This window comes from Flavobacterium araucananum (assembly GCF_002222055.1).
In the GTDB taxonomy this organism is placed as follows: Bacteria; Bacteroidota; Bacteroidia; order Flavobacteriales; family Flavobacteriaceae; genus Flavobacterium; species Flavobacterium araucananum.
The window spans coordinates 110,471-134,289 of record NZ_MUGS01000006.1; the positions used below are offsets into that span (position 1 = coordinate 110,471).

A 23,819-nucleotide genomic window follows, 5' to 3' on the forward strand; every position below is an offset into this window, starting at 1 on the left:
TATAATATTTTATGAAAATTAAAGAAAATTTATACAATCAAAGGATTATTTCTATTGATGCTTTACGCGGAATTACAATTTTTGTAATGATTTTTGTAAATGAACTTGCCAGTATAAAAGAAGTTCCACAATGGATGAGACACATGCCGGCTGATGCTGATGCAATGACCTTTGTAGATGTTGTTTTTCCTGCCTTCTTATTTATTGTAGGAATGTCGATTCCGTTTGCCTTCAATGCACGTTTACTCAAAGGAGATAGCGCCAGAACGATTTGGACGCACACCTTAAAAAGAGCGCTGGCATTAATTATAATTGGTGTTTTTATGGTCAATGCCGAATATGGTTTTGATGCCTCAAAAATGATAATTTCTCCCGTATTTTGGGCTCTTTTAGCTTATGCAATGCCAATACCGGTCTGGAATAAATATGCTCGGGATTTTCCGGTTTGGTTAAAATATACCCTGCAATATGGCGGAATGTTAGTTTTGGTTGCGCTATATTTTTTATATGTTCAGGATACCGGCGAAATTGGCATGACACCAAAATGGTGGGGAATCTTGGGATTAATTGGTTGGGCGTATCTTTTTACGGTAGTTTATTACTGGTTGGCTTGCGGAAGATTATGGGCAATGATCGCCTTTTTGATAATTTGTGTTGTTGGTAATGCAGTAAATTTGACAGAGGGAGCTCCATTGCAACACTTGCCTTGGTTTAATTTTATTGCCGGACATTTAACACATGCTGCAGTAGTTACCGCAGGAGTCGTAATTTCATTATTATTTTTTGATCGAAAAGTAGCTGCAAAAATAAATTGGGCAGTAATAGGTTTTGCTATTTTGTTTTTTGTAGCAGGGTATTTACTAAGACCATATTACGGAATCTCAAAAATAAAAGGAACACCTTCCTGGACAATGTTCTCGGCTACAACTTGTACCATTTTATTCTATTTTCTATATTGGTTAATGGAGATAAAAAAACACACCAAATGGAGTAATTTTTTCATGCCTGCAGCTGCAAATCCGTTATTGATTTATATTTTACCCGGCGTAATTTATTATTTCTGTAAAGCATTTCAAATACATATTATCCCCGGATATTTTAGAGTAGGAGTTCCCGGAATTATCTGGTCCCTGATATTTTCTACGATCATGTTGTTTGTAATGAAATTATGCAACAAGTATAAAATTCAATTGCAGTTGTAATGATTTTTTAACCGCAAAGTACATTAAGATTTAAGTAAAGATCGCAAAGCTTATAAATACAAAGCTTTGCGATCTTTGTGCTTTTAGTAAGGAATCAGATAATAAATAAACTTTACAAACTTTGCCGTTAACTATTCTCATTTCAATTTTAGACCTAAAAGAATTCTAATAAATTACAACTGATTTTATTTCTAAAAATGCTCCTGAAACGGGATTGTAATTCACAAAATTAAATTTGCAAAGATTATGAATGTCCAAAGGTTTGCCATCTGGTAATCCGTCTTGTTTAAAATCAGACCATGGAATTTTAAGTATTGTAAATTTCTTTGGTGAAGCCGGTAGATCTACTCTTGGATGTGAGCCTCCATGCACACAACCTGTTCCTTCTTGATTTCCCTGTCGGGCTTGCAATTTTATTAAATGAGAGGATCGATACGTAATACTCACAAATTTAGAATTTTGAGATAAACTTGTCGGAGCACCATCATTGGAGTTTGAATCTGTAATCAAAACATTCAACTCAATTTCGCCAACAGGATTATCTTTTGCTGTAACCTTAATCAATTTTTTTTCCCGACGAACCTGATTAATTATCTCCTGACTTTCTATAACTGGACCTGCGATATACCAAGTTGAGGTTTTTACTAAATTTATAGTAGATTCTTTTTCTAGAGATGTAAATCCAATTATGAAAAATACAATTGTTAGTGTTAAAAGCTTAAAGACTGTTTTGTATTTCATGTAAATGATTTTTTATTCCAATCAAAAATAGGCTTTTTTAGAATCTTTGAAAGCGTTCTTTTTTTATTATTTGTAAAATCTGCTTCCGTTTTGATTTTAATTTTAAATTTGTAAGAACTTGTTTCTGAAAAACTTACGAAATGAAAAAACTAAAATTGCTATTTGTTTTGTATTTCTTTTTTCTGATACCATTTTGTTATTCTCAAAATGATTCAGTAGCAAATCATGAAAAAGATATTTTAGATGTTTTGTACAAGCTTTTTCATAAAAATGATTCACTTCGCATAAATCCGGATAAAAAGATCGCTTTTTCTTTGCTTCCGGTTCCTGTAGATGCCAATAAAAATGCAGGATTAGTAATTTCTTTCTTAACAACTTTTTACCTTGGTGATAAAGAAACTACAAAAATGTCGCAGGTTTCATTTTCTCCTTACTTTAGTTTTACCAAACAATATGTTTTTCCTGTTCAGTCTTACATTTATACAAAAGACAATAAGTGGAATTTTATTGGTGATTATCGTTTTATGATTTATCCGCAGGACACTTATGGTTTGGGCGGACATAATACAGATAAAAAAATGTCGACGCTTGATTATCAACAATGGCGTTTGTATCAATTTGCAACCAGAAAAGTGATTGGTGATTTTCGTTTAGGGCTGGGACTGTTATTAGATAATTACCAGAATATTTCGGAGAAATCCTATATAGAGGAGGAGACTGATTATTCAAAATACATGAAAGGGGATTTTTCCGATGAAAATTCTTTTGGTGTTGCAATTCAGGCATTATACGATTCCAGAAAAAACAATGTAAATCCGGAACAAGGTTTATATGTCGAAGCAGATTACAGGATTAACACAAGCGGAGTAGAAGGTGAAAAATGGAAATCAATTTATTTTGATGCCCGAAAATACTATTCCTTTAATAAAAACAAACACAGAGTGCTGGCTTCGAGAGCTTTTTATTGGTCTACTTTTGGCGGAAAGCCCCATTATCTCGATTTACCAAGTATTGGCTGGGATCGGGATGGAAAAACAGGCAGGGGGTTTACCAGAAATAGATTTAGAAGCAATGCCTTGATTTATTTCGAAACCGAATACAGAACTGACATTACTAAAAATGGTTTTATTGGAGCAGTTTTTTTTACCAATATCTCCTCAGTTTCAAAGTTAGATACGTATGACTTTAAAAAATGGAATCCTGCTGTTGGAACCGGATTACGCATAAAATGGAACAAGCAAAACAATAGCAATTTGGTGCTTGATTTTGGAGTTAGCAAAAACGATTGGTCATTGCGATTAGGTTTGGCAGAAAATTTCTAACTTTCGAAAAAATCAATTCCTTTATTTTTCATGCAATTATCGGTAATTATCCTTAATTATAATGTACGTTACTTTCTGGAACAATGTGTTTTAAGTGTTCAAAGCGCCCTTTCGACACTTGATGCCGAAATTATTGTTGTCGATAATAATTCATCTGATGACAGTTGTTTAATGATGAAAAATAAATTTCCTGACGTAAAATTAATTGAGAATAAGTCCAATTTTGGTTTCCCGAAAGGAAATAATATAGGGGTAGAGCAAGCTTCAGGAAAATATATTTGCATTTTAAATCCCGACACCGTAGTTGCAGAAAACACATTTGTAAAAATCTTGGCTTTCGCCGAAAGGCAAATTAATCTCGGAATCGTTGGTTGTAAATTAATTGATGGAACAGGAAATTTTTTGCCGGAAAGCAAACGCGGAATCCCAACACCCTGGGTTGCCTTTACAAAGATTTTTGGTTTGTATAAAGTTTTTCCAAACTGGAATCTTTTTAATCAATATTATGCGCAACATTTAGGACAAAATCAAACGGGACAGGTTGATATTCTGGTGGGCGCTTTTATGTTTATGCAACGCGATTTGTATCTTGAACTTCATGGTTTTGATGAAAAGTGTTTTATGTATGCTGATGATATCGATCTGTCGTATCGGGTGTTGCAGCAAAAAAAGGCAAATTATTATTTTCATCAAACTACTGTTTTGCATTATAAAGGAGAAAGTACGGTAAAAGATGAAAAATACATGAAGCGGTTTCAGGAAGCGATGAATTTTTTCTATCAAAAGCATTTCAGGAAATCATGGTTTTTTGAGTTTTTTATTCAAGTCGGTATTTGGTTTTTTTCTTTTATAAAGATGTTTCAGGGAAAAACGAAGACAAAACCGTTACCTGAAAGTGTCATTTTTTATTCTTTGAATAAGAAATTGTCTGAAAAATTACCTTATATTTTGAAAAATAAAGCTTTGTTTTTCGATTTCAAAAAAGAAAAAATGGTAAATTCGTCCCTGATTTTTAAGGGCAAAAGAGTGGAGATTATTTTGGATAATCAGTATGTTTCATTCAAAAAATGTATCAAAATCATAGAAACTCTTAAAGATAAGAACATTACTTTTAAGATTTTCCCCAAAAACACAAATTTTATTATTGGGAGCGATTCCCGAAATGATAGAGGGCAAATTATAAAAATTGAGTAAAAAATTATATTAAGTGTAATTTATATTTAAAATATTCAGTAATTTCGCAATCACAAAATCAAAATCATCCTTTAGATTAATAATATGGCAAGATTTGAATTAAAACTTCCTAAAATGGGAGAGAGTGTCGCTGAAGCAACTATTACAAACTGGTTGAAAGAAGTGGGAGACAAAATTGAAGCTGATGAAGCTGTACTCGAAATTGCAACTGATAAGGTTGATAGTGAGGTACCTAGCGAAGTGTCAGGTGTTTTGGTTGAGCAATTGTTTGGTAAAGACGATTTAGTTCAGGTAGGACAAACCATTGCGATTATTGAAACAGAAGGTGATGCACCGGTTGCAAATACTACTGAGCAAATTGCTGCTCCTGCAGAAGTTGCTGTGATAGAACAAACAATCGAAGCCGCTAAAGATACTGCATCAGCTCCGCAGGATTTTTCAGGGTCAGATAAATTCTTTTCTCCATTGGTTAAAAATATTGCGAAAGAAGAAGGTATTTCTGTTGCTGAATTAGAAAATATTGCTGGATCAGGAAAAGATGGTCGCGTAACAAAAGAAGATATTTTAAAATATATTGAAAATCGCAAATCAGGTGTTGTTGAAGCTCCAAAAGCTGTTGTTCCTACTCCAAAAGTAGCAGAACCGGTAGTTCAGGTTCAAAAAAGCCAGCAAGCAGTTCCGGTTTCTGTAAATGGAGGTGACGAAATTATCGAAATGGACAGAATGCGCAAACTGATTTCAGGTTATATGGTGGCTTCTGTGCAAACTTCGGCTCACGTACAATCCTTTATTGAAGTGGATGTAACGAATATTGTAAAATGGAGAGAAAAAGTTAAAACAGCCTTCGAGAAAAGAGAAGGTGAGAAGTTAACATTTACGCCAATTATGATGGAAGCAGTTGCAAAAGCGTTGAAAGATTTTCCGGGAATGAATATTTCTGTTGATGGTGATTATATTATCAAAAAGAAAAATATAAATTTAGGAATGGCTGCGGCTTTACCAAACGGAAATTTAATTGTGCCTGTAATTAAAAATGCAGACCAGTTGAATCTTGTCGGAATGGCAAAAGCGGTTAATGATTTAGGAAACCGTGCAAAAGCAGGAAAACTAAAACCGGACGATACACAAGGAGGAACTTATACCGTGACCAATGTAGGGACTTTTGGTAGTGTTTTTGGTACGCCAATTATCAATCAGCCGCAAGTTGGGATTTTAGCTTTAGGAGCAATTCGTAAAGTACCTGCAGTTATCGAAACTCCGGAAGGTGATTTTATCGGAATTCGTCAAAAAATGTTCTTGTCGCACTCCTACGATCACAGAGTTGTTGATGGAGCTTTAGGTGGAAGTTTTGTAAAAAGAGTAGCAGAATATTTAGAAGCTTTTGATGTAGACAGAGACTTCTAAAATCATATAAGAATAAATTCAAACCCGGGAAATTTTAATAATTTTCCGGGTTTTTTGTTTGTAAGAAAAGGTTAAGAAAATGAACTTAGTATGCGTTTTAGAAAGAATTTAAAAGTCGAAATCTTAAAATTGAATCTATTTTTGTTTAAAAAAATCAAGAATAAAAGAGGAAATTCGGCTTTAAAAATTACATTTGTAATCTTATAAAAATTAAAAATGGAACTCAAACTCAACAAACCAATTTGCTTTTTTGATCTTGAAACAACCGGAATTGATATCGGTAAAGATCGAATTGTAGAAATTTCGATATTCAAAGTTTTTCCAAACGGAAATAAAGAAAGTAAAACCTGGTTAGTGAATCCTACAATTCCAATTCCGCCGCAAACTACCGCTGTTCATGGTATCACAGATGAAAAAGTGGCAAACGAACCTACATTTGCAGAACTTGCAACGCAGGTTCATAGCATGATTAAGGATAGTGATTTAGGAGGCTTTAATTCAGATCGTTTTGATATTCCGTTGTTGGCAGAAGAGTTGCTTCGTGCCGGAGTTGACTTTGATATGAAAAATAAAGTATCGGTAGATGTACAGACTATTTTTCATAAAATGGAAGAACGTACTCTAAGTGCTGCATTGAAATTTTATTGCGGAAAAAGTTTAGAAAACGCACATTCTGCAGAAGCAGATACAATGGCGACATACGAAATTTTAAAAGCGCAATTGGATCGTTATCCTGAATTAGAAAATGATATGAAATCATTATCTGAATTTACTACCCGTAAAAAAATCGCTGATTTTGCCGGAATGATTGCTTTTGATAAAGACAACGAAGAAATTTTTACTTTCGGGAAACATAAAGGTGCCAAAGTCGATAAAATCCTTGAAACCGAACCGGGATATTTTAGCTGGATTCAAAATGCTGATTTTCCTTTGTATACAAAAAAGGTTTTGACAGCAATAAAATTAAGAAAGTTAAATACGAAATAAGTTTTCAGTCGCAGTCTCAGTGTTCAGTTTGTAAGCTGTGACTGAAAACTGCGACTAAAAACTGAAAACTATAAATATGAAGATTATTTGTATCGGTAGAAATTATACCAATCATATTGAGGAATTAAAAAACGAACGACCAACAGAACCGGTAGTATTCATGAAACCGGATTCGGCAGTTTTGTTAAAGCAACATCCATTTGTAATTCCGGAATTTTCTGAAGAAATTCATCACGAAATAGAAATAATTGTTAAAATTAACAAAGTAGGGAAGTATATTGAACCTAAGTTTGCACATAAGTATTACGATGAAATAAGTGTAGGTATTGATTTTACTGCCAGAGATTTACAAGATAAATTAAAGGCAAAGGGATTGCCTTGGGAGAAAGCAAAAGCCTTTGACGGCTCGGCGGTTATTGGAGACTTTTTGCCTAAAACAGATTTTGTTTCGATGGAAAATCTTACATTTGAATTGACGAATAATTCTAAAACAGTTCAAAAAGGAAATACGGGTTTTATGCTTTGGAAGATCGATGAACTTGTTTCGTATGTCTCACAATTTTTTACCTTAAAAATTGGAGATATAATTTTTACAGGTACTCCTGAAGGTGTAGCTTCGGTTAAACCAAATGATGTTTTAGAAGGCTTTTTAGAAGATAAAAAATTATTTAGAATACAAGTAAAATAATGGCTTTAAAATACAACCTTTCGAAAGTATATGCGCTTTCAGACAATGATCCGGAATTTGTAAACGAAATTCTGAAATTATTTGTTACCGAAGTTCCTGAAGATTTAAAACAAATTAAAGAAGGAATTAAAAAAAAGGATCATAAATATGCCTATTCTTATGCGCACAAAATAAAACCAACATTAGATTTGATGGGTTTAAATGTAGCCTTTGAAGAAATTCTGCAAGTCGAAGCCTGGACAAAGGCCGAAGGCAAGAAAAAAGAAATTGTCGAAACTTTTAAGAGTATCAAAATACAGGTAAAAGACGCAATTAAGGAAATCAAAAAAGACTTTGATTTGTAAAATCCCTAACCCGGTCCCGTTTTTGCTCTTTTTAAATATAGGTCAAAAACAGGGCTGGAATTACTGATCGTTATTGGAGATTGTCTTTTTTGTTACTCAATTTTTCCATTAATTAAAAGTGTCTTTTTGTTAAAAAAAACACCACTTCTGCTTCTTGCGCAAAATGCTTGCGACAACAACCTACTTTATATTAAGGACTTACAAATAATAAGTAAAATATTCTACAGCTATGAAAGCAACTATCATTACTATTGGAGACGAAATTTTAATAGGTCAAATTGTAGATACAAATTCAGGGTTTATTGCCAAATCACTTGACCGGATTGGTGTTGAAGTTCATGAAATGATTTCAATTAGCGATAATAAAAAACACATTTTAGATACTTTTGCACAATTGCAAAACAAAGTAGATGTTGTTGTTATTACCGGAGGTTTAGGGCCTACAAAAGACGATATTACAAAAAAAACATTCTGCGATTATTTTGACGATGAGTTAGTCGTAAATCCTGAAGTTCTGGCTCACGTGACAGAATTGATCGAAGGTTTTTATAAACGACCAATTTCACAATTAAATAAAGATCAGGCCTTAGTTCCGTCAAAATGTACCGTTTTGCATAACAAAATGGGAACTGCGCCAGGAATGTGGATGAAGAAAGAAAATACAGTATTTATTTCGCTTCCCGGAGTTCCGTATGAGATGAAATATTTAATCGAAGAAGAGATTGTTCCTAAAATAGTTCGCGAGTACAAACGTCCGTATATTATTCATAAAACCATTTTGACGTATGGTCAGGGCGAGAGTCTAGTGGCAGAACGTATAGAAGATTGGGAAAATAATTTGCCTGAATTTATTAAGTTGGCCTACTTGCCAAATCCCGGCAGAGTTCGTTTGCGTTTGTCTGCCAGAGGAACAAATAAAGAATTGCTTGAAGCGGCAATCGAAGAAAACGTAAAGTCATTAGATGCTATAATCCATGATATCATAGTGGGGTATGAAGAAAATGAAACCATAGAATCTGTGGTAGGTAAAATTTTAACCAAACAAAATAAAACTATCTCGACTGCAGAGAGTTTTACAGGAGGGAAAATAGCAGCTGTTTTGTCTGCGGTTCCCGGAGCTTCTAACTACTTTAAGGGTAGTGTAGTTTCGTATGCAACAGAAGCGAAGGTTAATGTTCTCGGTGTCTCACAAGATTTAGTCGATCAATTTTCGGTAGTTAGTGCAGAAGTTGCATCGGCTATGGCTTTGAAGGCTAAAGAGATGCTTAAAACAGACTATGCAATTGCGACAACCGGGAATGCCGGACCGACAAAAGGAGACTCGGATGCAGAAATTGGAGCTGTTTTTATCGCATTGGCTACTCCGGATGGTATAATTGTGGAAGAATTTAATTTTGGCCAACCACGTGAAAAAGTGATAGATAGAGCCGTGATTAAGAGTTTAGAAATATTACAGAAAGAAATTTTAAAAATTGTGCTATAATTTTTTGTTTCAATCGTTTATTTTTCTTTTCTTTGCACCCTGATTTTGAATAACGATAAAAGATAAGTATAATGTCAAGAGTTTGTGACCTTACAGGTAAAAGAGCGATGGTAGGAAATAACGTTTCTCACGCTATGAACAAAACTAAGAGAAAGTTTTCTGTAAACTTAGTTAAAAAGCGTTTTTATCTTCCAGAAGAAGATAGATGGATTACTCTTAGAGTAGCAGCATCTACGATAAAAACAATTAATAAAAATGGAATCACTGCTGTTTTGAAAAAAGCGCAGTCAGAAGGATTTATCAAATAATCTTTTCCTAAATAAATATATAGCAAGATGGCAAAGAAAGGTAATAGAATCCAAGTAATTTTAGAATGTACTGAGCACAAGACTTCTGGTGTTCCAGGAACTTCTAGATACATTACAACTAAGAACAAAAAAAATACACCAGACAGATTAGAGATTAAAAAATTTAATCCAATCTTGAAACGTGTAACTGTTCACAAAGAAATTAAGTAATAATTTAGAGATTTTAATATAATCTTAAGTGTTTATTATTTAGTACTACTTGAAGTATAAGTACTACTGGTAATATTAGAAATATTTAAAGATTTATTGAATTTCAATAACATTTAAATCATGGCAAAGAAAACCGTAGCATCGTTACAAACATCTTCTAAGAGATTATCAAAAGCCATCAAAATGGTAAAATCTCCTAAAACTGGTGCATATACATTCGTAGAATCTATTATGGCTCCTGAAGAAGTTGATACTTTCTTGAAAAAGAAATAATAACAATTACAGTATATAGAAAAGCTACTTTCATTCGGAAGTAGCTTTTTTATTTTTTATATTTGTCTAAAATTTTAAAGAAATATAACAATTGGCTTTTTTTTAAGCAATAGTTCCCGCTATCCTTTTTATCTTTACTGTTCGCTATGGCGGAAATCAACGGATGTCTTTCGTTGGAGTAACATAAAAGCAATTCATCTTCTTTAAACATTAGGATTATTTAGATTGTCAAAAAATCGTATAGTCTAAAAAACTAACAACCTATAAAAAATGAGTTTTTTTAAAAAATTATTCTCTACTGATAAAAAAGAGACTTTAGACAAAGGTCTTGAAAAATCAAAAACTACTTTTTTCTCAAAGTTAAGCAAAGCTGTTGCTGGAAAATCTAAAGTCGATGACGATGTTTTAGATGATCTGGAAGAAATTCTTGTAGCATCAGATGTTGGTGTAAATACCACTTTGAAAGTAATCTCAAGAATCGAAAAACGCGTATCTGAAGATAAGTATTTAGGTACGGATGAATTGAATCAGATTCTGCGTGAAGAAATAGGAGCTTTATTGTCTGAAACCAACACAGGCGAAGCAACCGAATTTGAAATTCCTAAAGACAAAAAGCCATACGTTTTAATGGTAGTTGGTGTTAACGGAGTTGGTAAAACCACTACAATTGGTAAACTGGCGTATCAGTTTAAAAAAGCAGGTTATAAAGTTGTTCTGGGAGCCGCAGATACTTTTCGTGCTGCTGCTATCGATCAGTTGCAAGTTTGGGCAGATCGTGTAGATGTGCCAATTGTGAGACAAAATATGGGAAGTGATCCTGCTTCTGTAGCTTTTGATACCTTACAGTCTGCTGTAGCACAAAATGCCGATATTGTTATTATAGATACTGCCGGACGTTTGCACAATAAAGTCAATTTGATGAACGAGCTTACCAAAGTAAAACGTGTCATGCAAAAAGTTGTTGCAGATGCGCCTCATGATGTGCTTTTGGTTTTGGATGGTTCTACTGGTCAAAATGCTTTTGAGCAGGCTAAACAATTTACAGCTGCAACAGAGGTTACCTCTCTTGCGGTAACTAAACTGGACGGAACTGCAAAAGGTGGTGTTGTTATTGGTATTTCAGATCAGTTTAAGATTCCTGTAAAATACATTGGTGTAGGCGAGGGAATCGAAGATTTGCAAGTCTTTAATAAATATGAATTTGTAGATAGTTTTTTTAAGTAATCGTATGAGTTTTTCTTCTTTAAAAAATATAACGCCTCTTACTTTTTATTTCGGAAGCGTTATTTGTTTCGTTTTAGCAAATGTATTGAGAGACAAAAGTCTTTCTTCTTATTATATTTTATTGGTCTTGGGGCTGGTTTTCTTCTTTATGGGAATCTTAAAAAGATTGCGTACTAAACGATAGTTTACTCATATAAGGTATTAATTTTTGTCCATAACGTTTTGTCAAAGTCAGATAGTGCTAAGTTGACGTCGTCAGCTGCGTCCCCCATCCTGATAATGACCATGTTTTTGCTTGGTACTACATATATTTTCTGGTCGTTTTTACCTAATGCCATAAACATATCGTTTGGGGCAGTTGGAATCACACTTCCCTGAAAACTAAGTTGTGATTGTGGCAAATGATAATTTGCTTTTCCGTTTAGCCACCATAAATAGCCATAACCTAAATTGATGTTTTGCGAAGTAGTTGTTGCTTCCTTAAAATAGGTTTCATTTAGTATTTGGGTATTGTCCCATTTTCCTTTATTGAGCATTAAAAGTCCAAATCGTGCCATGCTTCTTGATGTGCTGGTATAAACAGTATTGTTGCCAATTTGTACCCACGAACCATTCATGCCAATTTTATCTCTTAGTTTGGCGTTAAAATAATTCTCCCAGGTTTGTCCGCTGGCTTTTGCGATAACATCTTGCAATTTTACATATACATTGTGATATGCCCAACGATTTCCGGCATCTGCTTTATAGATTAAACTTGCGGGATCTACGTCATCCGTACTGTCATCAAGTCCTGAAGTCATTGTAAGTAAGTTTTTGCAGGTAATCAGGTTTTCTTGTGTCAATGTTTCATTTGTCCATTTTGTGCCAATATATTGCGAAACTTTATTGTTGATATTTATTAAGTTCTCTTGCTGTGCAATTCCTGCCATTGTCGAGGTTAGTGTTTTTCCGGCACTTGCCCAATACCAATTGGTAGTAGGGGAGTGACCATTAAAATAATTTTCTAAAACAATGCGGCCGTTTATCAGGATTATAAATGATTTAGAATGTTTGAGTTCTAAATAATCTAAAAGTGGCTGTACTGCATTTTGATTCCATTTAAGGTCGCTAATAGATTTCGTTTCCCAAGTATTTCCTGTTAATGGAGGGAAATAGGCCGTTTCGGATGTTGGAGGTGATGGTTCAGTCGAATCTGAACTGCATCCGGTAAATAGCAAGATTGTCAGGATTGTACAAATAGTTTTGGTCATGTTTTTTGGTTTTGCTTTAATCTATGACCAAAAATATGTAAAATAGTTTAATGGGTTTTTTAATATTTTATTTCTTTTAAATTTTATAAGCTTAACTTTGTATTACAAAATTTTCTTTTGAAAACCGGAGTCCTAGCCCTGATGGGAGCGGTATCCTTTTGTGTTCGCTTTTGCGGAAACAAAAGATATAGCATACAGCAGGAAATAGCTCCTAACCCTTATTCTGATAGTTGTCGGGAGTGGCTTAGAAAGATTATTATTGAATTTAATAAATATAGTATGAAAAACACTTTTATAATTTTGGTTTTATCTCTTTTGCTTGTAAGTTGCAGGCAGGAAATTAAACCCGCAGATATTGCAAAACTAAATGGTTACTGGGAAATTGAGAAGGTAGTTTTTGATAAAGGGGAACAAAAGGATTACGGAATGAATGAGAGTTTTGATTATTTTGATATTAAAAGTAGTAGTAAAGGAATCCGAAAGAAGGTGATGCCTCAGCTTGATGGAACTTTTTTGACGAGTGATTCTTTTGAAAACGTTTCGGTTCGGTTTAAAGGCGATCAGGTTTTTCTGGATTATAAAACGGATTATGCAAAATGGAGTGAAGAATTGATTTCGGTTTCGGATACGGAATTGGTAGTCAAAAATGAGCAGAATAAAGAATATCATTATAAAAAAGCGGGAGCAATAAATTTATTAAACGATGGCAAAAAGGCTAAATAATCAAAGTACAATCGGGGCTGTTTTACAACAAATCATCCAGGTTAATAAGTTAGGTGCCGGAATGGATCAGATAGATGTAAAAGAGGCTTGGAGACAGTTGATGGGGAATGGTGTAAATACGTATACAAAAAATGTGGTACTAAAAGGAAGTACGTTGTACGTAGAATTAGGATCTGCCGTTTTGAGAGAAGAATTGAGTCATGGAAAATCTAAAATCGTAAAAATGATCAACGATGAGTTAGGGCGCGAAGTAGTTAAGGATGTAGTTTTGAGATAGTATTCAGTTACAGTTTACAGTCTCAGTATTCAGTCTCAGTATTCAGTCTCAGTATTCAGTCTCAGTATTCAGTCTCACAAAAAAATATCATAAAAAAAACCTGTTTCAATTTGAAACAGGTTTTTTTTATGATGTAAACTGTCACTGAATACTGTGACTGTAAACTTATTAGAACTGCTCTCTTCCTGCAAAATGAAATGCACCTTCGATTGCAGCGTTTTCGTCGCTATCAGAACCGTGAACTGCATTTTCTCCAATAGAAGTTGCGTATGCTTTACGAATAGTTCCTTCAGCAGCTTCAGCAGGATTTGTAGCTCCTATTAAAGTTCTGAAATCTTCTACTGCGTTGTCTTTTTCTAAAATTGCAGCAACAATTGGTCCACGAGACATGAATTCAACTAATTCTCCGTAGAAAGGTCTTTCTGCGTGAACTGCATAAAATGCTTTAGCATCAGCTACAGTTAATTGAGTTAATTTTAATGAAACGATTTTGAAACCTCCATTAGTAATCATTGCTAAGATATTACCGATGTGTCCGTTTTGAACTGCATCTGGCTTAATCATTGTAAAAGTTCTATTTGTTGCCATTTTTATTGCTTATTTTTAATTTTGTGCAAAAGTATACTTTTTTTATGAATTGATTTTAATAAATTCATAATTAAACAGTAAAAAATAATGCTTATGTGATTTTTTTAAACGATATAAGTGATAGTAGAGATGCACAGCAGTGCATCTGACACAAAGTAATATTTAATAAAAAAAGACGCACTGCTGTGCGTCTTATATGATAAAAAATTTATACTTTGAATATTAATTTGTTTTTATAAAATATCCATAAAATAAACGTCCATATTGCTACGTAAACCAATGCTCCCGCCAAAGATGCGGTCATTGGATTGCTGAAAAATGGTGCAATCCCAAAGTGATATAAATAGTTAAGAAGATTAATTTGCTCTGCAGGATTTTGTGGATTTTTGACCTGAATCATTACCAGGGCCTGCGGTATAATCTGTGAGAAGAAAAACACGATCATTGGATTTACTCCCCAGATCAAAAATAATTTGAATCCTTTTTTATAATCTGCAATATCAATTACATAATACAAGATCGACAAACAAGTTGCGGCTAATCCGGTAGTGTATAAAACGTAGCTGCTGGTCCAAAGAGATTTGTTTATCGGGAAAACGATATCCCAAAGCAAACCTGCAATAATAAGTGTTATTCCTGCAATGGCAATTTTAGTGGCTTTTTGGGTTTTGGTAATTTCGCGTTGTACTATTTGTCCAATTAATAAACCAATGATTCCGTTTACAATTGATGGCAAAGTGCTTAAAATCCCTTCAGGGTCCCAGGTAATTGTTTCACGATACATGTGTCCTTTTAGTAAGATGCTGTCAACCCATGAAGCAAGATTGGTTCCTTTTTCAAGATTTGCAGCTCCAATTCCAGGAACAGGAACCAAAGTCATTAGTGCCCAATAGCCCAACAATAAAACTATTCCCGTAATGATTTGTGTTTTTTTGGTCGTTTTTAAGTATAATAGAGAAACTACAAAATAAACTATTGCAATGCGTTGCAGAACTCCCGGCAAGCGCACATTTTGATAAGCTTCGATACCGCTGTAAGCCAAAAAGAGATAAATAATCAGAATCGAAAAAGCCAGAATGTTTTTGACTTTTGAACTAAAATTGCCCATTAATGCATAACCAACTGCAACGGTAATTAGTAGTCGGCCTATAAGAAGTGAGATACCATCGAGTCCAAAAAGTTGTATTTTGGCAAAATAATTAAAGAAAATCCCAAGGCAGAACATTCGCAACGAACGAACCAGAATTTTATTGAAAGTTGAGTCGTCCCAAGTTTTAGTGGGCATTGCCAGAGGAACAGCAACTCCCATAATAAAGATAAAAAAAGGAAAAACTAAATCTGTTGGCGTACAGCCATGCCATTCTGAATGTAATAAAGGGGCATAAACATGTCCCCAATCTCCGGGATTGTTAACAATAGTCATTAATAAAATTGTTAATCCTCTAAAGACATCTAAAGATATCAAGCGCTCTCTGGTCATAATTTTGGTAAATAGGTTAATTTTTGTTTTTTAAAAGTTACTATTTGGTTTAGAGAGGCAATAATCTTAGAAGGAGTGGTTATTTATTTCAGAGAATTATTACTTTATTTTAATCTGCTAAGCAGGTTGTTTTTTTGCCACCAATTACAGGAATTTACACCAATCTAATTTTTATGAAAGAAACATTAATTCGCGAAAATTAGTGGGATTTGTGGCTGTTTTTTTTGTTTTTTATATTGTTATGATATTAAAATTAGTTTCTAAAGGTTTTAATTTTTGTATTAAAAGCGGGATCAATTGTTCTCCTTTTTCCAGATAAAATTCTGAGAAATTAGTTTGACGTTCCTGTAAACTTTGATTAGGGAACAACTCGCATTGTAAATCTACAACCCGTTGCAGCTCTGAATCTAATTTGCGTTTTTGCGCTTTTAGTAATCGTTTTTCAAGATTGTCCAAACCTTTCTTTTGTTTGACTTCCTGAGCTTTTACAGCTCCCGTAAACGATTGATCTGTTTGTTGTGCTAATTCGTAAAGATATTCAAATTGTTTTTCTAACGCTTCTTTTTGAGGGGTTAAATCAATAGGAAAAGCAGATAGTTTATGAGTGATGACATTAATTAAATCAGCTGGTTTTGTAAATAAAGATGCCCATGTCAGGTTTAATTTGTCGGCTTTTTTTGCTTGTTTTTCTGTTGATAATAATACAGAATTACGAACAAGAAGCATCGGGAAAGTGATCTTTACAGCATCGAAAAAAGACTTTAACTCTAACCAATAGGCAATTTCTCCGCCTCCGCCAATGTAGCATAAATTAGGCAGGATAATTTCCTGATATAACGGACGCATAATAACATTAGGGCTAAATTTCTCCGGATTGCTATGTAGTTTTTTTAGAATTTCTTCTTTCGAAAATGAGATTTTAGTATTGTTGACAAAGTATTTATCGTTTTCAAAAATAATTCGTTCCCGTAAATCGTCTTCAATATAAAATAAATTGATTTCACGCGGATTTACCTGTACAGTATAATTCTGAAATTGAGAAATCGTTTCCTGAACAGCTTTAAACGAAGTTTGTTGTTGCAGCTCTTCTTTGATATACGGAATAAAAGCTTGTTTCAGATTGGCATCGTCAGCATCTAAAATTACCAAGCCATAATTTGCAAACAAACTATTGGCTAAAAAGCGTGTTGCATCTGCAAGGCTTTCATGATTTAAATATGCTTCTTCAAATAGTTTTTTTAGAACTCCGGCATTTGTGCTTGATCCCAATTCTTTCGAATATATCTCGAAAAATTCAGCTAAGCCTTCAGTCGAAAGTCTTCCAACAGGACCCGTACTTTCTTTATTCCATCGGAATTTTTTTCCTTTAAAATTAAAATAATTGATCTCCTCAAAATCATGATCTTCAGTTGCCATCCAATAAACCGGGACAAAATTATTTGCCGGATATTTTAGCTTTAATTCCTTGGTCAGATTAATTGTCGAGATAATTTTATATAAAAAATACAAGGGACCACTAAACAAATTTAATTGATGTCCGGTGGTTATTGTAAACGTATTTGAAAGTGCTAAAAGCTCGATATTTTGCTTTGTCGAATCAGAGATTTCGATATGATGATATTGCTTTTTTAAAGTTTCAACCAAAGCAATTCGGTTGTTATGATCAAAGTTAGCAGCTTTTTCAGCAATTTGTTTTTCGAAATTTTCTAAAGTCGGAAAATAATTGTACAGTGGTTTTAACGCTGGTTTTTGATCTAAATAATCGTGTATCAATCTAGAAAAATATCCTGAAGTTTGATAGCTGATACAGTCGGTTGGCATAATTTTAAATTTATTTTTGACAGCTGTAAATTTAATGAAAATATGTAGTTAAATACAGTTTTAACGATTGGTTATGATTTGATTTTTTGTTTTTATTTTAAAGTTCCTCTAATCAGGTTTTTAATGTTACGTTATTTAATGCTGCAAAAAATGAAGAATACAGGTTTTTTGTTAAATGTATAGTAATGTTTTAAAACTATTTATCTAAAGTGTGAATTATTAGCATCGAAATTATATTTTTGTAAGCAAAAAAAACGATATATCAGTTTTACATGAAAAATAACCCTAATCAGGAGAACTCGTTACGACATGTTCTTTTTGGTTCCTTAATTGGTACCACAATCGAGTTTTTCGACTTTTACATATATGCCAATGCTGCCGTATTGGTTTTTCCGCAATTATTTTTTCCGGGAGCCAGTAGTACAAATTCTACCCTTGAATCGTTGGCGACTTTTTCGATAGCCTTTTTATCCCGACCAATAGGTTCAGCCATTTTTGGACATTATGGAGATAAAATTGGACGTAAAGTAACTCTTGTAGTTGCATTGCTAACGATGGGGTTATCGACCATTGCAATTGGTTTTTTACCAGGTTATGCAAGTATCGGGATCGCTGCGCCAATTTTGTTAATGTTATGCAGGTTTGGTCAGGGAGTTGGTTTAGGAGGCGAGTGGGGTGGTGCCGTTTTATTGGCGATCGAAAATGCACCGCCACATAAACGTGCCTGGTATGGAATGTTTCCGCAATTAGGTGCGCCTATTGGATTGTTGCTTTCAGGAGGAACTTTTTTATTATTAACAGATTCTATGACCAGCGAAGCTTTTATGGATTATGGCTGGAGAATTCCGTTTATCGCAAGTTCTCTTTTGGTAATTGTAGGGTTTTATATTCGTTTGAAAATTAGTGAAACTCCCGCTTTTAAAAACTCTAAACTGGAACAGAAAGAAGTTGCAATTCCGTTTTTTACCTTACTGAAATCCTATAAAAATCAATTGATTTTTGGGACATTATCTGCCATTACAACCTTTTTGGTATTTTATTTAATGACGGTTTTTACATTAAGCTGGGCGACCTCAGATTTAGGTTTTACAAAAAGAGATGGTTTGTTGATACAGCTCTTCTCCGTATTATTTTTTGCTATTTTTATTCCTGTTTCTGCGGTAGTCGCTGATAAAATTGGTCGTCGAAAAATACTAATCATTACTACGGTGGCAATTGCTATTTTCGGATTTTTCTTTTCGTTCTTTCTTAACTCAGGAAACCCTGTTATGGTAACATCATTTGTTTGTATCGGTATGTCGTTGATGGGGTTTACTTATGGACCGTTGGGAACTTTTTTGTCAGAATTATTTCCTACCACAGTTCGTTATTCCGGTGCTTCATTGACTTTTAATATGGCAGGAATTCTGGGTGCTGCATTTGCGCCACTAATTGCAATTTGGCTGGCAAGTACTTACGGTTTAAACTATGTAGGCTTTTATCTTACTACTGCTGCTTTGATTTCTTTAATATCATTTTTAGTGATTTCTAAGAAGGTACATCAGTTTTAAACTCAATTTATAAACCTTATAAAATGGGCAACAATATAAATTGTTGCTCATTTTTTTTGTGGATTGAAAAAGTATTTAGATATTTGTCTAAATATATAAATGATGAATGAGATTTTCAAAGCCTTAAATGATGCGACCCGAAGAGAAATTCTGGAACTATTAAAAGAGAAAGATTTATCAGCCGGAGAGATTGCCGATGCTTTCAATATATCAAAGCCCAGCATTTCGCATCATTTGGATATTTTAAAACGAGCAGATTTAATTACTTCTCAAAAAAACGGGCAATTTATCATCTACTCCATCAATACCACCATAATGGAAGATGTTTTGCAATGGATACTAACCTTTAAAAAATAAAAAATGAATTTAGAATTAAAAAAAGAGCTTCCAATTATCGGAATAGTTATTATCCCGTTTGTGTATTTAGCATCTATTTGGAAGAGTCTTCCCGAAAGGATTCCGATTAATTGGAATATGGATGGGGAAATTGCCCATTGGGGAAGCAAGATTATCTTAATTTTAGTAGTATGTATGCTGCCGGTTTTGACATATACAGTGCTGTTTGCTGCCGCAAAATTTGATCCTAAAAACAGGACTGCTTCAATGGGAAGAAAGTTTTCTCAATTGAAGTTTTTTCTGGTGTTGTTTAAGTCTTTACTGGCTTTAATTATTATATATATCACAAAAAATCAATCTTTTTCAGATCCGGCTTTGATGTATGTTTTGGTGGGAGTTTTATTAATGATCATGGGTAATTATTTTAAAGTAATACGACCGGGCTATTTTATTGGAATCAGAACACCCTGGACGCTGGAAAATGAAGAGGTTTGGAAAGCTACACATGTATTTGCAGGTAAAATTTGGCTTTTTGGTGGTTTGATTATCGTTTTGGGAGGAATCATTTTTTCCGGTTTTGTATTTTCAAAAGCCCTTGTTACGATTGGTTTTATTGTGGCGTTTCTGCCAGTAGCTTATTCTTTTTTTAAATACAGGCAATTAGAGAAAAAGCAGAAAAAATTATAATTCCTGATCCACAATTAAAATCATCTCACTTATTTCAATAAAAATGGTAAAAACAATACTTCTTCTACTAACAACTTTAGCTTCTTTTTTAAGTAACGCACAAGAAATTTCAGGACAATGGAATGGATTTTTAAAAGTACCCGGAACTCAGTTAAGAGTTGTGTTTCATGTCAATAAAACAGAAAATGGTTATAAGACAACAATGGATAGTCCGGATCAGAAAGTAGCTGGAATTCCTGTTGAAAAAACCACTTTTGAGAATTCAATTTTAAAATTAGAAATTCCGGGGGCTCAAATTTCTTATGAAGGAATATTAAATAAAGACAATATTATTGTTGGGAAATTTACGCAGGGTGGACGATCTTCTGAACTTAATTTGTCTAAAGAAGTCCTTGAAAAAACAGTTTATGCAAGACCTCAGGAACCCCAAAAACCGTATCCGTATTATACTGAAGAAGTTAAATTCGAAAATAAAGCAGATAATATTATTTTAGCCGGAACGCTGTCGTTGCCTGAAAAAACAGGCAATTTTCCGGTTGTGCTTTTAATCACAGGAAGTGGCCAACAAAATAGAGATGCAGAACTTTTAGGGCATAAATCATTTCTGGTTTTAGCCGATTATCTAACGAGAAAAGGTATCGCAGTATTACGTTTTGATGATCGTGGTGCCGGAGAATCTACCGGTGATTTTGCAAAAGCAACTACGATTGACTTTGCGAGAGATGTTCAGGCAGGAGTTGATTATTTAAAAACAAGAAAAGAAATTAATAAAAATAAAATTGGATTAATTGGTCATAGCGAGGGCGGGATAATTGCCCCAATTGTTGCCGGAAATTCAACAGCTGTTAATTTTATTGTTTTACTCGCTGGAACAGGACTTCGTGGCGATAAATTATTGCTGCTGCAAAAAGAACTGATAGAAAGGCAAAGTGGTGTTTCTGAAAGTGAGATCCAAAAAGGACGAGAAATTTATAGAGGCGCCTACGATATTATTCTCGCCTCTTCTATAAATGATGAAAATTTAAAAAATAGCGTAAATACTTATTTTAAGTCAAAATATGAGGAGAATTATGCAAAGGCATTAACGGGACAAATTACAAATAACTGGATCTATGTTATTTTAAAAATGGATCCTGCGACGGCTTTAGCAAAAGTAAAATGTCCTGTTTTGGCGCTCAACGGCAGCAAAGATTTACAAGTTCCTGCAACCGTTAATCTGGAAGCTATAAAAAAAACGTTGCTTAAAGCAGGAAACAAAAATGTAACCACTAAAGAGTTTCCTAGCTTAAATCATTTTTTTCAGGAGTGCAAAACCGGTTCTCCCGAAGAGTATGAAAAAATCGAACAGACTTTTTCTCCAATCGCCTTAGACGAAATAGCAACCTGGATTTTGGTACAAACCAAATAAAGCAAAATTCACGTAATAGAAAACTAAAATCACATGTTGAATCTTTTCCTGAAAAGTCTCTAAATATGCTGTATTTTTGCAAAAAATAATGTCGCCTTGAAAACCAAACTCTTTGTCGTTACGCCTCCTTTTACGCAACTGAATACACCGTATCCGGCAACAGCGTATATAAAAGGATTTCTAAACACAAAAAATATCGAATCGGCTCAGGCAGATTTAGGTATTGATGTAATTTTAGAATTGTTTTCGAAGAAAGGTTTGATTGATTTGTTTGCTTTTTCAAGTTCAAAGTTTCAAGTGTCAGGTTCTGAAGTTTCAGACAATTCAAAACGTATTTTTGCATTACAGGACGAATATATCAAAACGATTGATGCTGTAATTCAGTTTTTGCAGGGAAAAAATCCCACTTTGGCATTACAAATTTGTCAGGAAGATTTTTTGCCGGAAGCATCTCGTTTTGCACAATTAGAAGAGCTCGATTGGGCTTTTGGAACGATGGGAACTCAGGATAAGGGAAAACACTTAGCGACTTTGTATCTTGAAGATATCTCGGATTATATTGTAGAATGTGTCGATGAGAATTTTGGTTTTAGCCGATATGCAGAGCGTTTAGGACGAAGTGCCAATTCTTTTGATGAATTATACGAAGCCTTACAACAAGAACCAACTTATATAGATGCCATTCTAATTTCGATTTTAAAAGCTAAAATCGAGCTTGTTCAACCTACATTTTTTTTAATTTCAGTTCCTTTTCCGGGTAATTTATACAGCGCTTTTCGATGTGCACAATGGATTAAACAACACCATCCGGAAATTAAAATTTCTATGGGTGGCGGTTTCCCTAATACTGAGTTACGTTCTCTTTCTGATGCACGTGTTTTTGAATTTTTCGATTTTATTACTTTAGATGATGGAGAAGTTCCGATAGAAGAATTAATTTTCAATCTCGAAAACCCAAATGATGTTACTTCGAGCGACGAGAAGCGGTACAAACGAACATTTCTTTTGGAAGACGGTAAAGTAGTTTACAAAAACAATTCGTTAAAACACGATTACAAACAAGCCTACGTAGGAACGCCGGATTATACTGATTTGCCTTTGGATAAATATATTTCGGTAATCGAAATTGTGAATCCAATGCACAGAATGTGGAGCGACGGACGCTGGAATAAACTTACGATGGCGCACGGTTGCTATTGGGGGAAATGTACTTTTTGTGATATTTCGTTAGATTATATCAAAGTATATGAGCCTGTTGCTGCCAATTTGTTGTGCGATCGTATGGAAGATATGATGTTGCAAACGGGGCAAAACGGATTTCATTTTGTAGACGAAGCTGCTCCGCCAGCCTTAATGCGCGCTTTGGCTCTCGAAATTTTAAGACGAAAACTGGCAGTAACCTGGTGGACAAATATTCGATTCGAGAAAAGTTTTTCTAAAGATTTATGCTTGTTACTAAAAGCATCGGGTTGTATTGCTGTTTCTGGTGGTTTGGAAGTAGCTTCTGATCGCTTATTAAAATTAATCGATAAAGGGGTAACCGTAGAACAAGTAGCAAAAGTAACCCGAAATTTTACCGAAGCCGGAATCATGGTTCATGCTTATTTAATGTACGGATATCCAACACAAACGATTCAGGAAACGGTTGACAGTCTGGAAATGGTACGTCAGTTATTCGAAGCCGGAATTCTACAATCAGGATTTTGGCATCAATTTGCCATGACAGCGCACAGTCCGGTTGGGTTATATCCGGAGAAATTTGGTGTAACAAAAATAACTGAAGCTATTGGTACTTTTGCCAATAATGATATTGATTATACCGATTCTACAGGAATCAATCACGATAAATTTAGTTTTGGATTAAAGAAATCGCTCTTTAATTTCATGCACGGAATTTGTTTTGATTACGAATTGCAGGACTGGTTCGATTTTAAAATTCCGAAAACTAAAATTGATCCCGATTTTATTTTTAATGCCCTTGAAGAAGGAAATGATTTTAATACAAAACCAAATGCAAAAGTAGTTTGGCTAGGAGGAAAACCTTTTGCAGAAACTTTTACAAAATCTAAAAAAGGGAATTCGTGGGAAATGATGGCTTTTACTTTTCATGATAAAAAAGAAAGTTTTACCCTTCAGACCAATAAAGATGAAGGGCAATGGCTGATTGAAATTTTAACTAAAATAACAATCGCAAATTCTAAAAACTATACTTTTCAGGAAGTAAAGGCTGATTTTGAAACCAATTTAGAAGATTTTGAATTGTTTTGGTATTCAAAACCAATTAATACTTTACGCGAATTTGGGTTGTTGGTTTTATAA

General features: G+C 34.0%; 24 protein-coding genes. 19 read left to right on the top strand and 5 right to left on the bottom strand.

Features of this window, described 5'->3' with window-relative positions; genetic code table 11:
• Positions 1–11: 11 nt before the first annotated feature.
• On the top strand, positions 12–1,202 hold the full coding sequence (locus B0A64_RS06175; RefSeq protein ID WP_089478653.1) for a DUF5009 domain-containing protein: 1,191 nt from the start codon (positions 12–14) through the stop codon (positions 1,200–1,202).
• Between the two features lie 165 nt (positions 1,203–1,367).
• Here B0A64_RS06175 and B0A64_RS06180 read toward each other — a convergent pair whose 3' ends face one another.
• Positions 1,368–1,943, bottom strand: coding sequence for a hypothetical protein (locus B0A64_RS06180; protein WP_089478654.1), 576 nt, complete (start codon positions 1,941–1,943; stop codon positions 1,368–1,370).
• Between the two features lie 140 nt (positions 1,944–2,083).
• On the opposite strand from B0A64_RS06180, the gene B0A64_RS06185 reads away from it, so the two are divergent.
• The 11 genes from B0A64_RS06185 (at position 2,084) to ftsY (ending at position 11,380) form a co-directional block, all read left to right on the top strand.
• Positions 2,084–3,265: a BamA/TamA family outer membrane protein gene (locus B0A64_RS06185; protein WP_244285360.1), complete on the top strand. Its 1,182-nt coding sequence runs from the start codon at positions 2,084–2,086 to the stop codon at positions 3,263–3,265.
• A 30-nt stretch (positions 3,266–3,295) separates the two neighbouring features.
• Positions 3,296–4,459: a glycosyltransferase family 2 protein gene (locus B0A64_RS06190; protein ID WP_089478655.1), complete on the top strand. Its 1,164-nt coding sequence runs from the start codon at positions 3,296–3,298 to the stop codon at positions 4,457–4,459.
• Between the two features lie 84 nt (positions 4,460–4,543).
• The gene (locus tag B0A64_RS06195; protein ID WP_089478656.1) at positions 4,544–5,863 is read left to right on the top strand and encodes a dihydrolipoamide acetyltransferase family protein; all 1,320 of its coding nucleotides are present in this window, start codon (positions 4,544–4,546) and stop codon (positions 5,861–5,863) included.
• Between the two features lie 216 nt (positions 5,864–6,079).
• Complete coding sequence (locus tag B0A64_RS06200; protein WP_089478657.1) at positions 6,080–6,850, top strand: 3'-5' exonuclease; 771 nt, start codon at positions 6,080–6,082, stop codon at positions 6,848–6,850.
• A gap of 76 nt (positions 6,851–6,926) precedes the next feature.
• A complete protein-coding gene (locus B0A64_RS06205; RefSeq protein WP_056252334.1) occupies positions 6,927–7,538 on the top strand; it encodes a fumarylacetoacetate hydrolase family protein in 612 nt (203 codons plus the stop codon).
• Positions 7,538–7,882 (top strand): Hpt domain-containing protein, encoded by a 345-nt coding sequence (locus tag B0A64_RS06210; RefSeq protein WP_029272722.1) that lies wholly within the window; start codon positions 7,538–7,540, stop codon positions 7,880–7,882. Before B0A64_RS06205 ends, B0A64_RS06210 begins: the two co-directional genes overlap by 1 nt.
• A gap of 229 nt (positions 7,883–8,111) precedes the next feature.
• The gene (locus tag B0A64_RS06215; RefSeq protein ID WP_089478658.1) at positions 8,112–9,365 is read left to right on the top strand and encodes a CinA family nicotinamide mononucleotide deamidase-related protein; all 1,254 of its coding nucleotides are present in this window, start codon (positions 8,112–8,114) and stop codon (positions 9,363–9,365) included.
• A gap of 71 nt (positions 9,366–9,436) precedes the next feature.
• Positions 9,437–9,673 carry a 50S ribosomal protein L28 gene (gene rpmB, locus B0A64_RS06220; protein WP_008468080.1) on the top strand — a complete coding sequence of 79 codons (237 nt, stop codon included), beginning with the start codon at positions 9,437–9,439 and terminating at the stop codon, positions 9,671–9,673.
• A gap of 27 nt (positions 9,674–9,700) precedes the next feature.
• Complete coding sequence (gene rpmG, locus B0A64_RS06225; protein WP_008253902.1) at positions 9,701–9,883, top strand: 50S ribosomal protein L33; 183 nt, start codon at positions 9,701–9,703, stop codon at positions 9,881–9,883.
• A 120-nt stretch (positions 9,884–10,003) separates the two neighbouring features.
• The gene (locus B0A64_RS06230; protein WP_007805819.1) at positions 10,004–10,156 is read left to right on the top strand and encodes a DUF4295 domain-containing protein; all 153 of its coding nucleotides are present in this window, start codon (positions 10,004–10,006) and stop codon (positions 10,154–10,156) included.
• A 270-nt stretch (positions 10,157–10,426) separates the two neighbouring features.
• Complete coding sequence (gene ftsY / locus B0A64_RS06235) at positions 10,427–11,380, top strand: signal recognition particle-docking protein FtsY (RefSeq protein WP_089478659.1); 954 nt, start codon at positions 10,427–10,429, stop codon at positions 11,378–11,380.
• 185 nt (positions 11,381–11,565) lie between these two features.
• On the opposite strand, the gene B0A64_RS06245 is transcribed toward ftsY, so the two are convergent.
• Entirely contained in the window at positions 11,566–12,630 is a 1,065-nt protein-coding gene (locus B0A64_RS06245; protein WP_089478661.1) for a serine hydrolase domain-containing protein, read from the bottom strand.
• A gap of 117 nt (positions 12,631–12,747) precedes the next feature.
• Here B0A64_RS06245 and B0A64_RS06250 point away from each other — a divergent pair, with 117 nt between their 5' ends.
• Positions 12,748–13,353, top strand: a complete 606-nt coding sequence (locus B0A64_RS06250) for a hypothetical protein (protein ID WP_244285361.1) — start codon at positions 12,748–12,750, stop codon at positions 13,351–13,353.
• Positions 13,334–13,630, top strand: coding sequence for a DUF721 domain-containing protein (locus B0A64_RS06255; RefSeq protein ID WP_089478663.1), 297 nt, complete (start codon positions 13,334–13,336; stop codon positions 13,628–13,630). The genes B0A64_RS06250 and B0A64_RS06255 overlap by 20 nt, the downstream gene beginning before the upstream one ends.
• Positions 13,631–13,798: 168 nt before the next feature.
• On the opposite strand, the gene B0A64_RS06260 is transcribed toward B0A64_RS06255, so the two are convergent.
• The 3 genes from B0A64_RS06260 to bshC form a co-directional block, all read right to left on the bottom strand.
• Complete coding sequence (locus B0A64_RS06260; protein ID WP_055095565.1) at positions 13,799–14,218, bottom strand: nucleoside-diphosphate kinase; 420 nt, start codon at positions 14,216–14,218, stop codon at positions 13,799–13,801.
• 208 nt (positions 14,219–14,426) lie between these two features.
• Positions 14,427–15,698, bottom strand: coding sequence for an acyltransferase family protein (locus tag B0A64_RS06265; RefSeq protein ID WP_089478664.1), 1,272 nt, complete (start codon positions 15,696–15,698; stop codon positions 14,427–14,429).
• Between the two features lie 231 nt (positions 15,699–15,929).
• Positions 15,930–17,519, bottom strand: coding sequence for a bacillithiol biosynthesis cysteine-adding enzyme BshC (gene bshC, locus B0A64_RS06270; protein ID WP_089478665.1), 1,590 nt, complete (start codon positions 17,517–17,519; stop codon positions 15,930–15,932).
• A 272-nt stretch (positions 17,520–17,791) separates the two neighbouring features.
• On the opposite strand from bshC, the gene B0A64_RS06275 reads away from it, so the two are divergent.
• The 5 genes from B0A64_RS06275 (at position 17,792) to B0A64_RS06295 (ending at position 23,819) form a co-directional block, all read left to right on the top strand.
• Positions 17,792–19,069 (top strand): MFS transporter, encoded by a 1,278-nt coding sequence (locus tag B0A64_RS06275; protein ID WP_089478666.1) that lies wholly within the window; start codon positions 17,792–17,794, stop codon positions 19,067–19,069.
• Between the two features lie 102 nt (positions 19,070–19,171).
• Complete coding sequence (locus tag B0A64_RS06280; RefSeq protein WP_089478667.1) at positions 19,172–19,426, top strand: autorepressor SdpR family transcription factor; 255 nt, start codon at positions 19,172–19,174, stop codon at positions 19,424–19,426.
• Between the two features lie 3 nt (positions 19,427–19,429).
• A complete protein-coding gene (locus tag B0A64_RS06285) occupies positions 19,430–20,092 on the top strand; it encodes an SdpI family protein (protein WP_089478668.1) in 663 nt (220 codons plus the stop codon).
• Between the two features lie 43 nt (positions 20,093–20,135).
• Positions 20,136–21,500 carry an alpha/beta hydrolase family protein gene (locus B0A64_RS06290; RefSeq protein WP_089478669.1) on the top strand — a complete coding sequence of 455 codons (1,365 nt, stop codon included), beginning with the start codon at positions 20,136–20,138 and terminating at the stop codon, positions 21,498–21,500.
• A gap of 96 nt (positions 21,501–21,596) precedes the next feature.
• The gene (locus B0A64_RS06295; protein ID WP_089478670.1) at positions 21,597–23,819 is read left to right on the top strand and encodes a B12-binding domain-containing radical SAM protein; all 2,223 of its coding nucleotides are present in this window, start codon (positions 21,597–21,599) and stop codon (positions 23,817–23,819) included.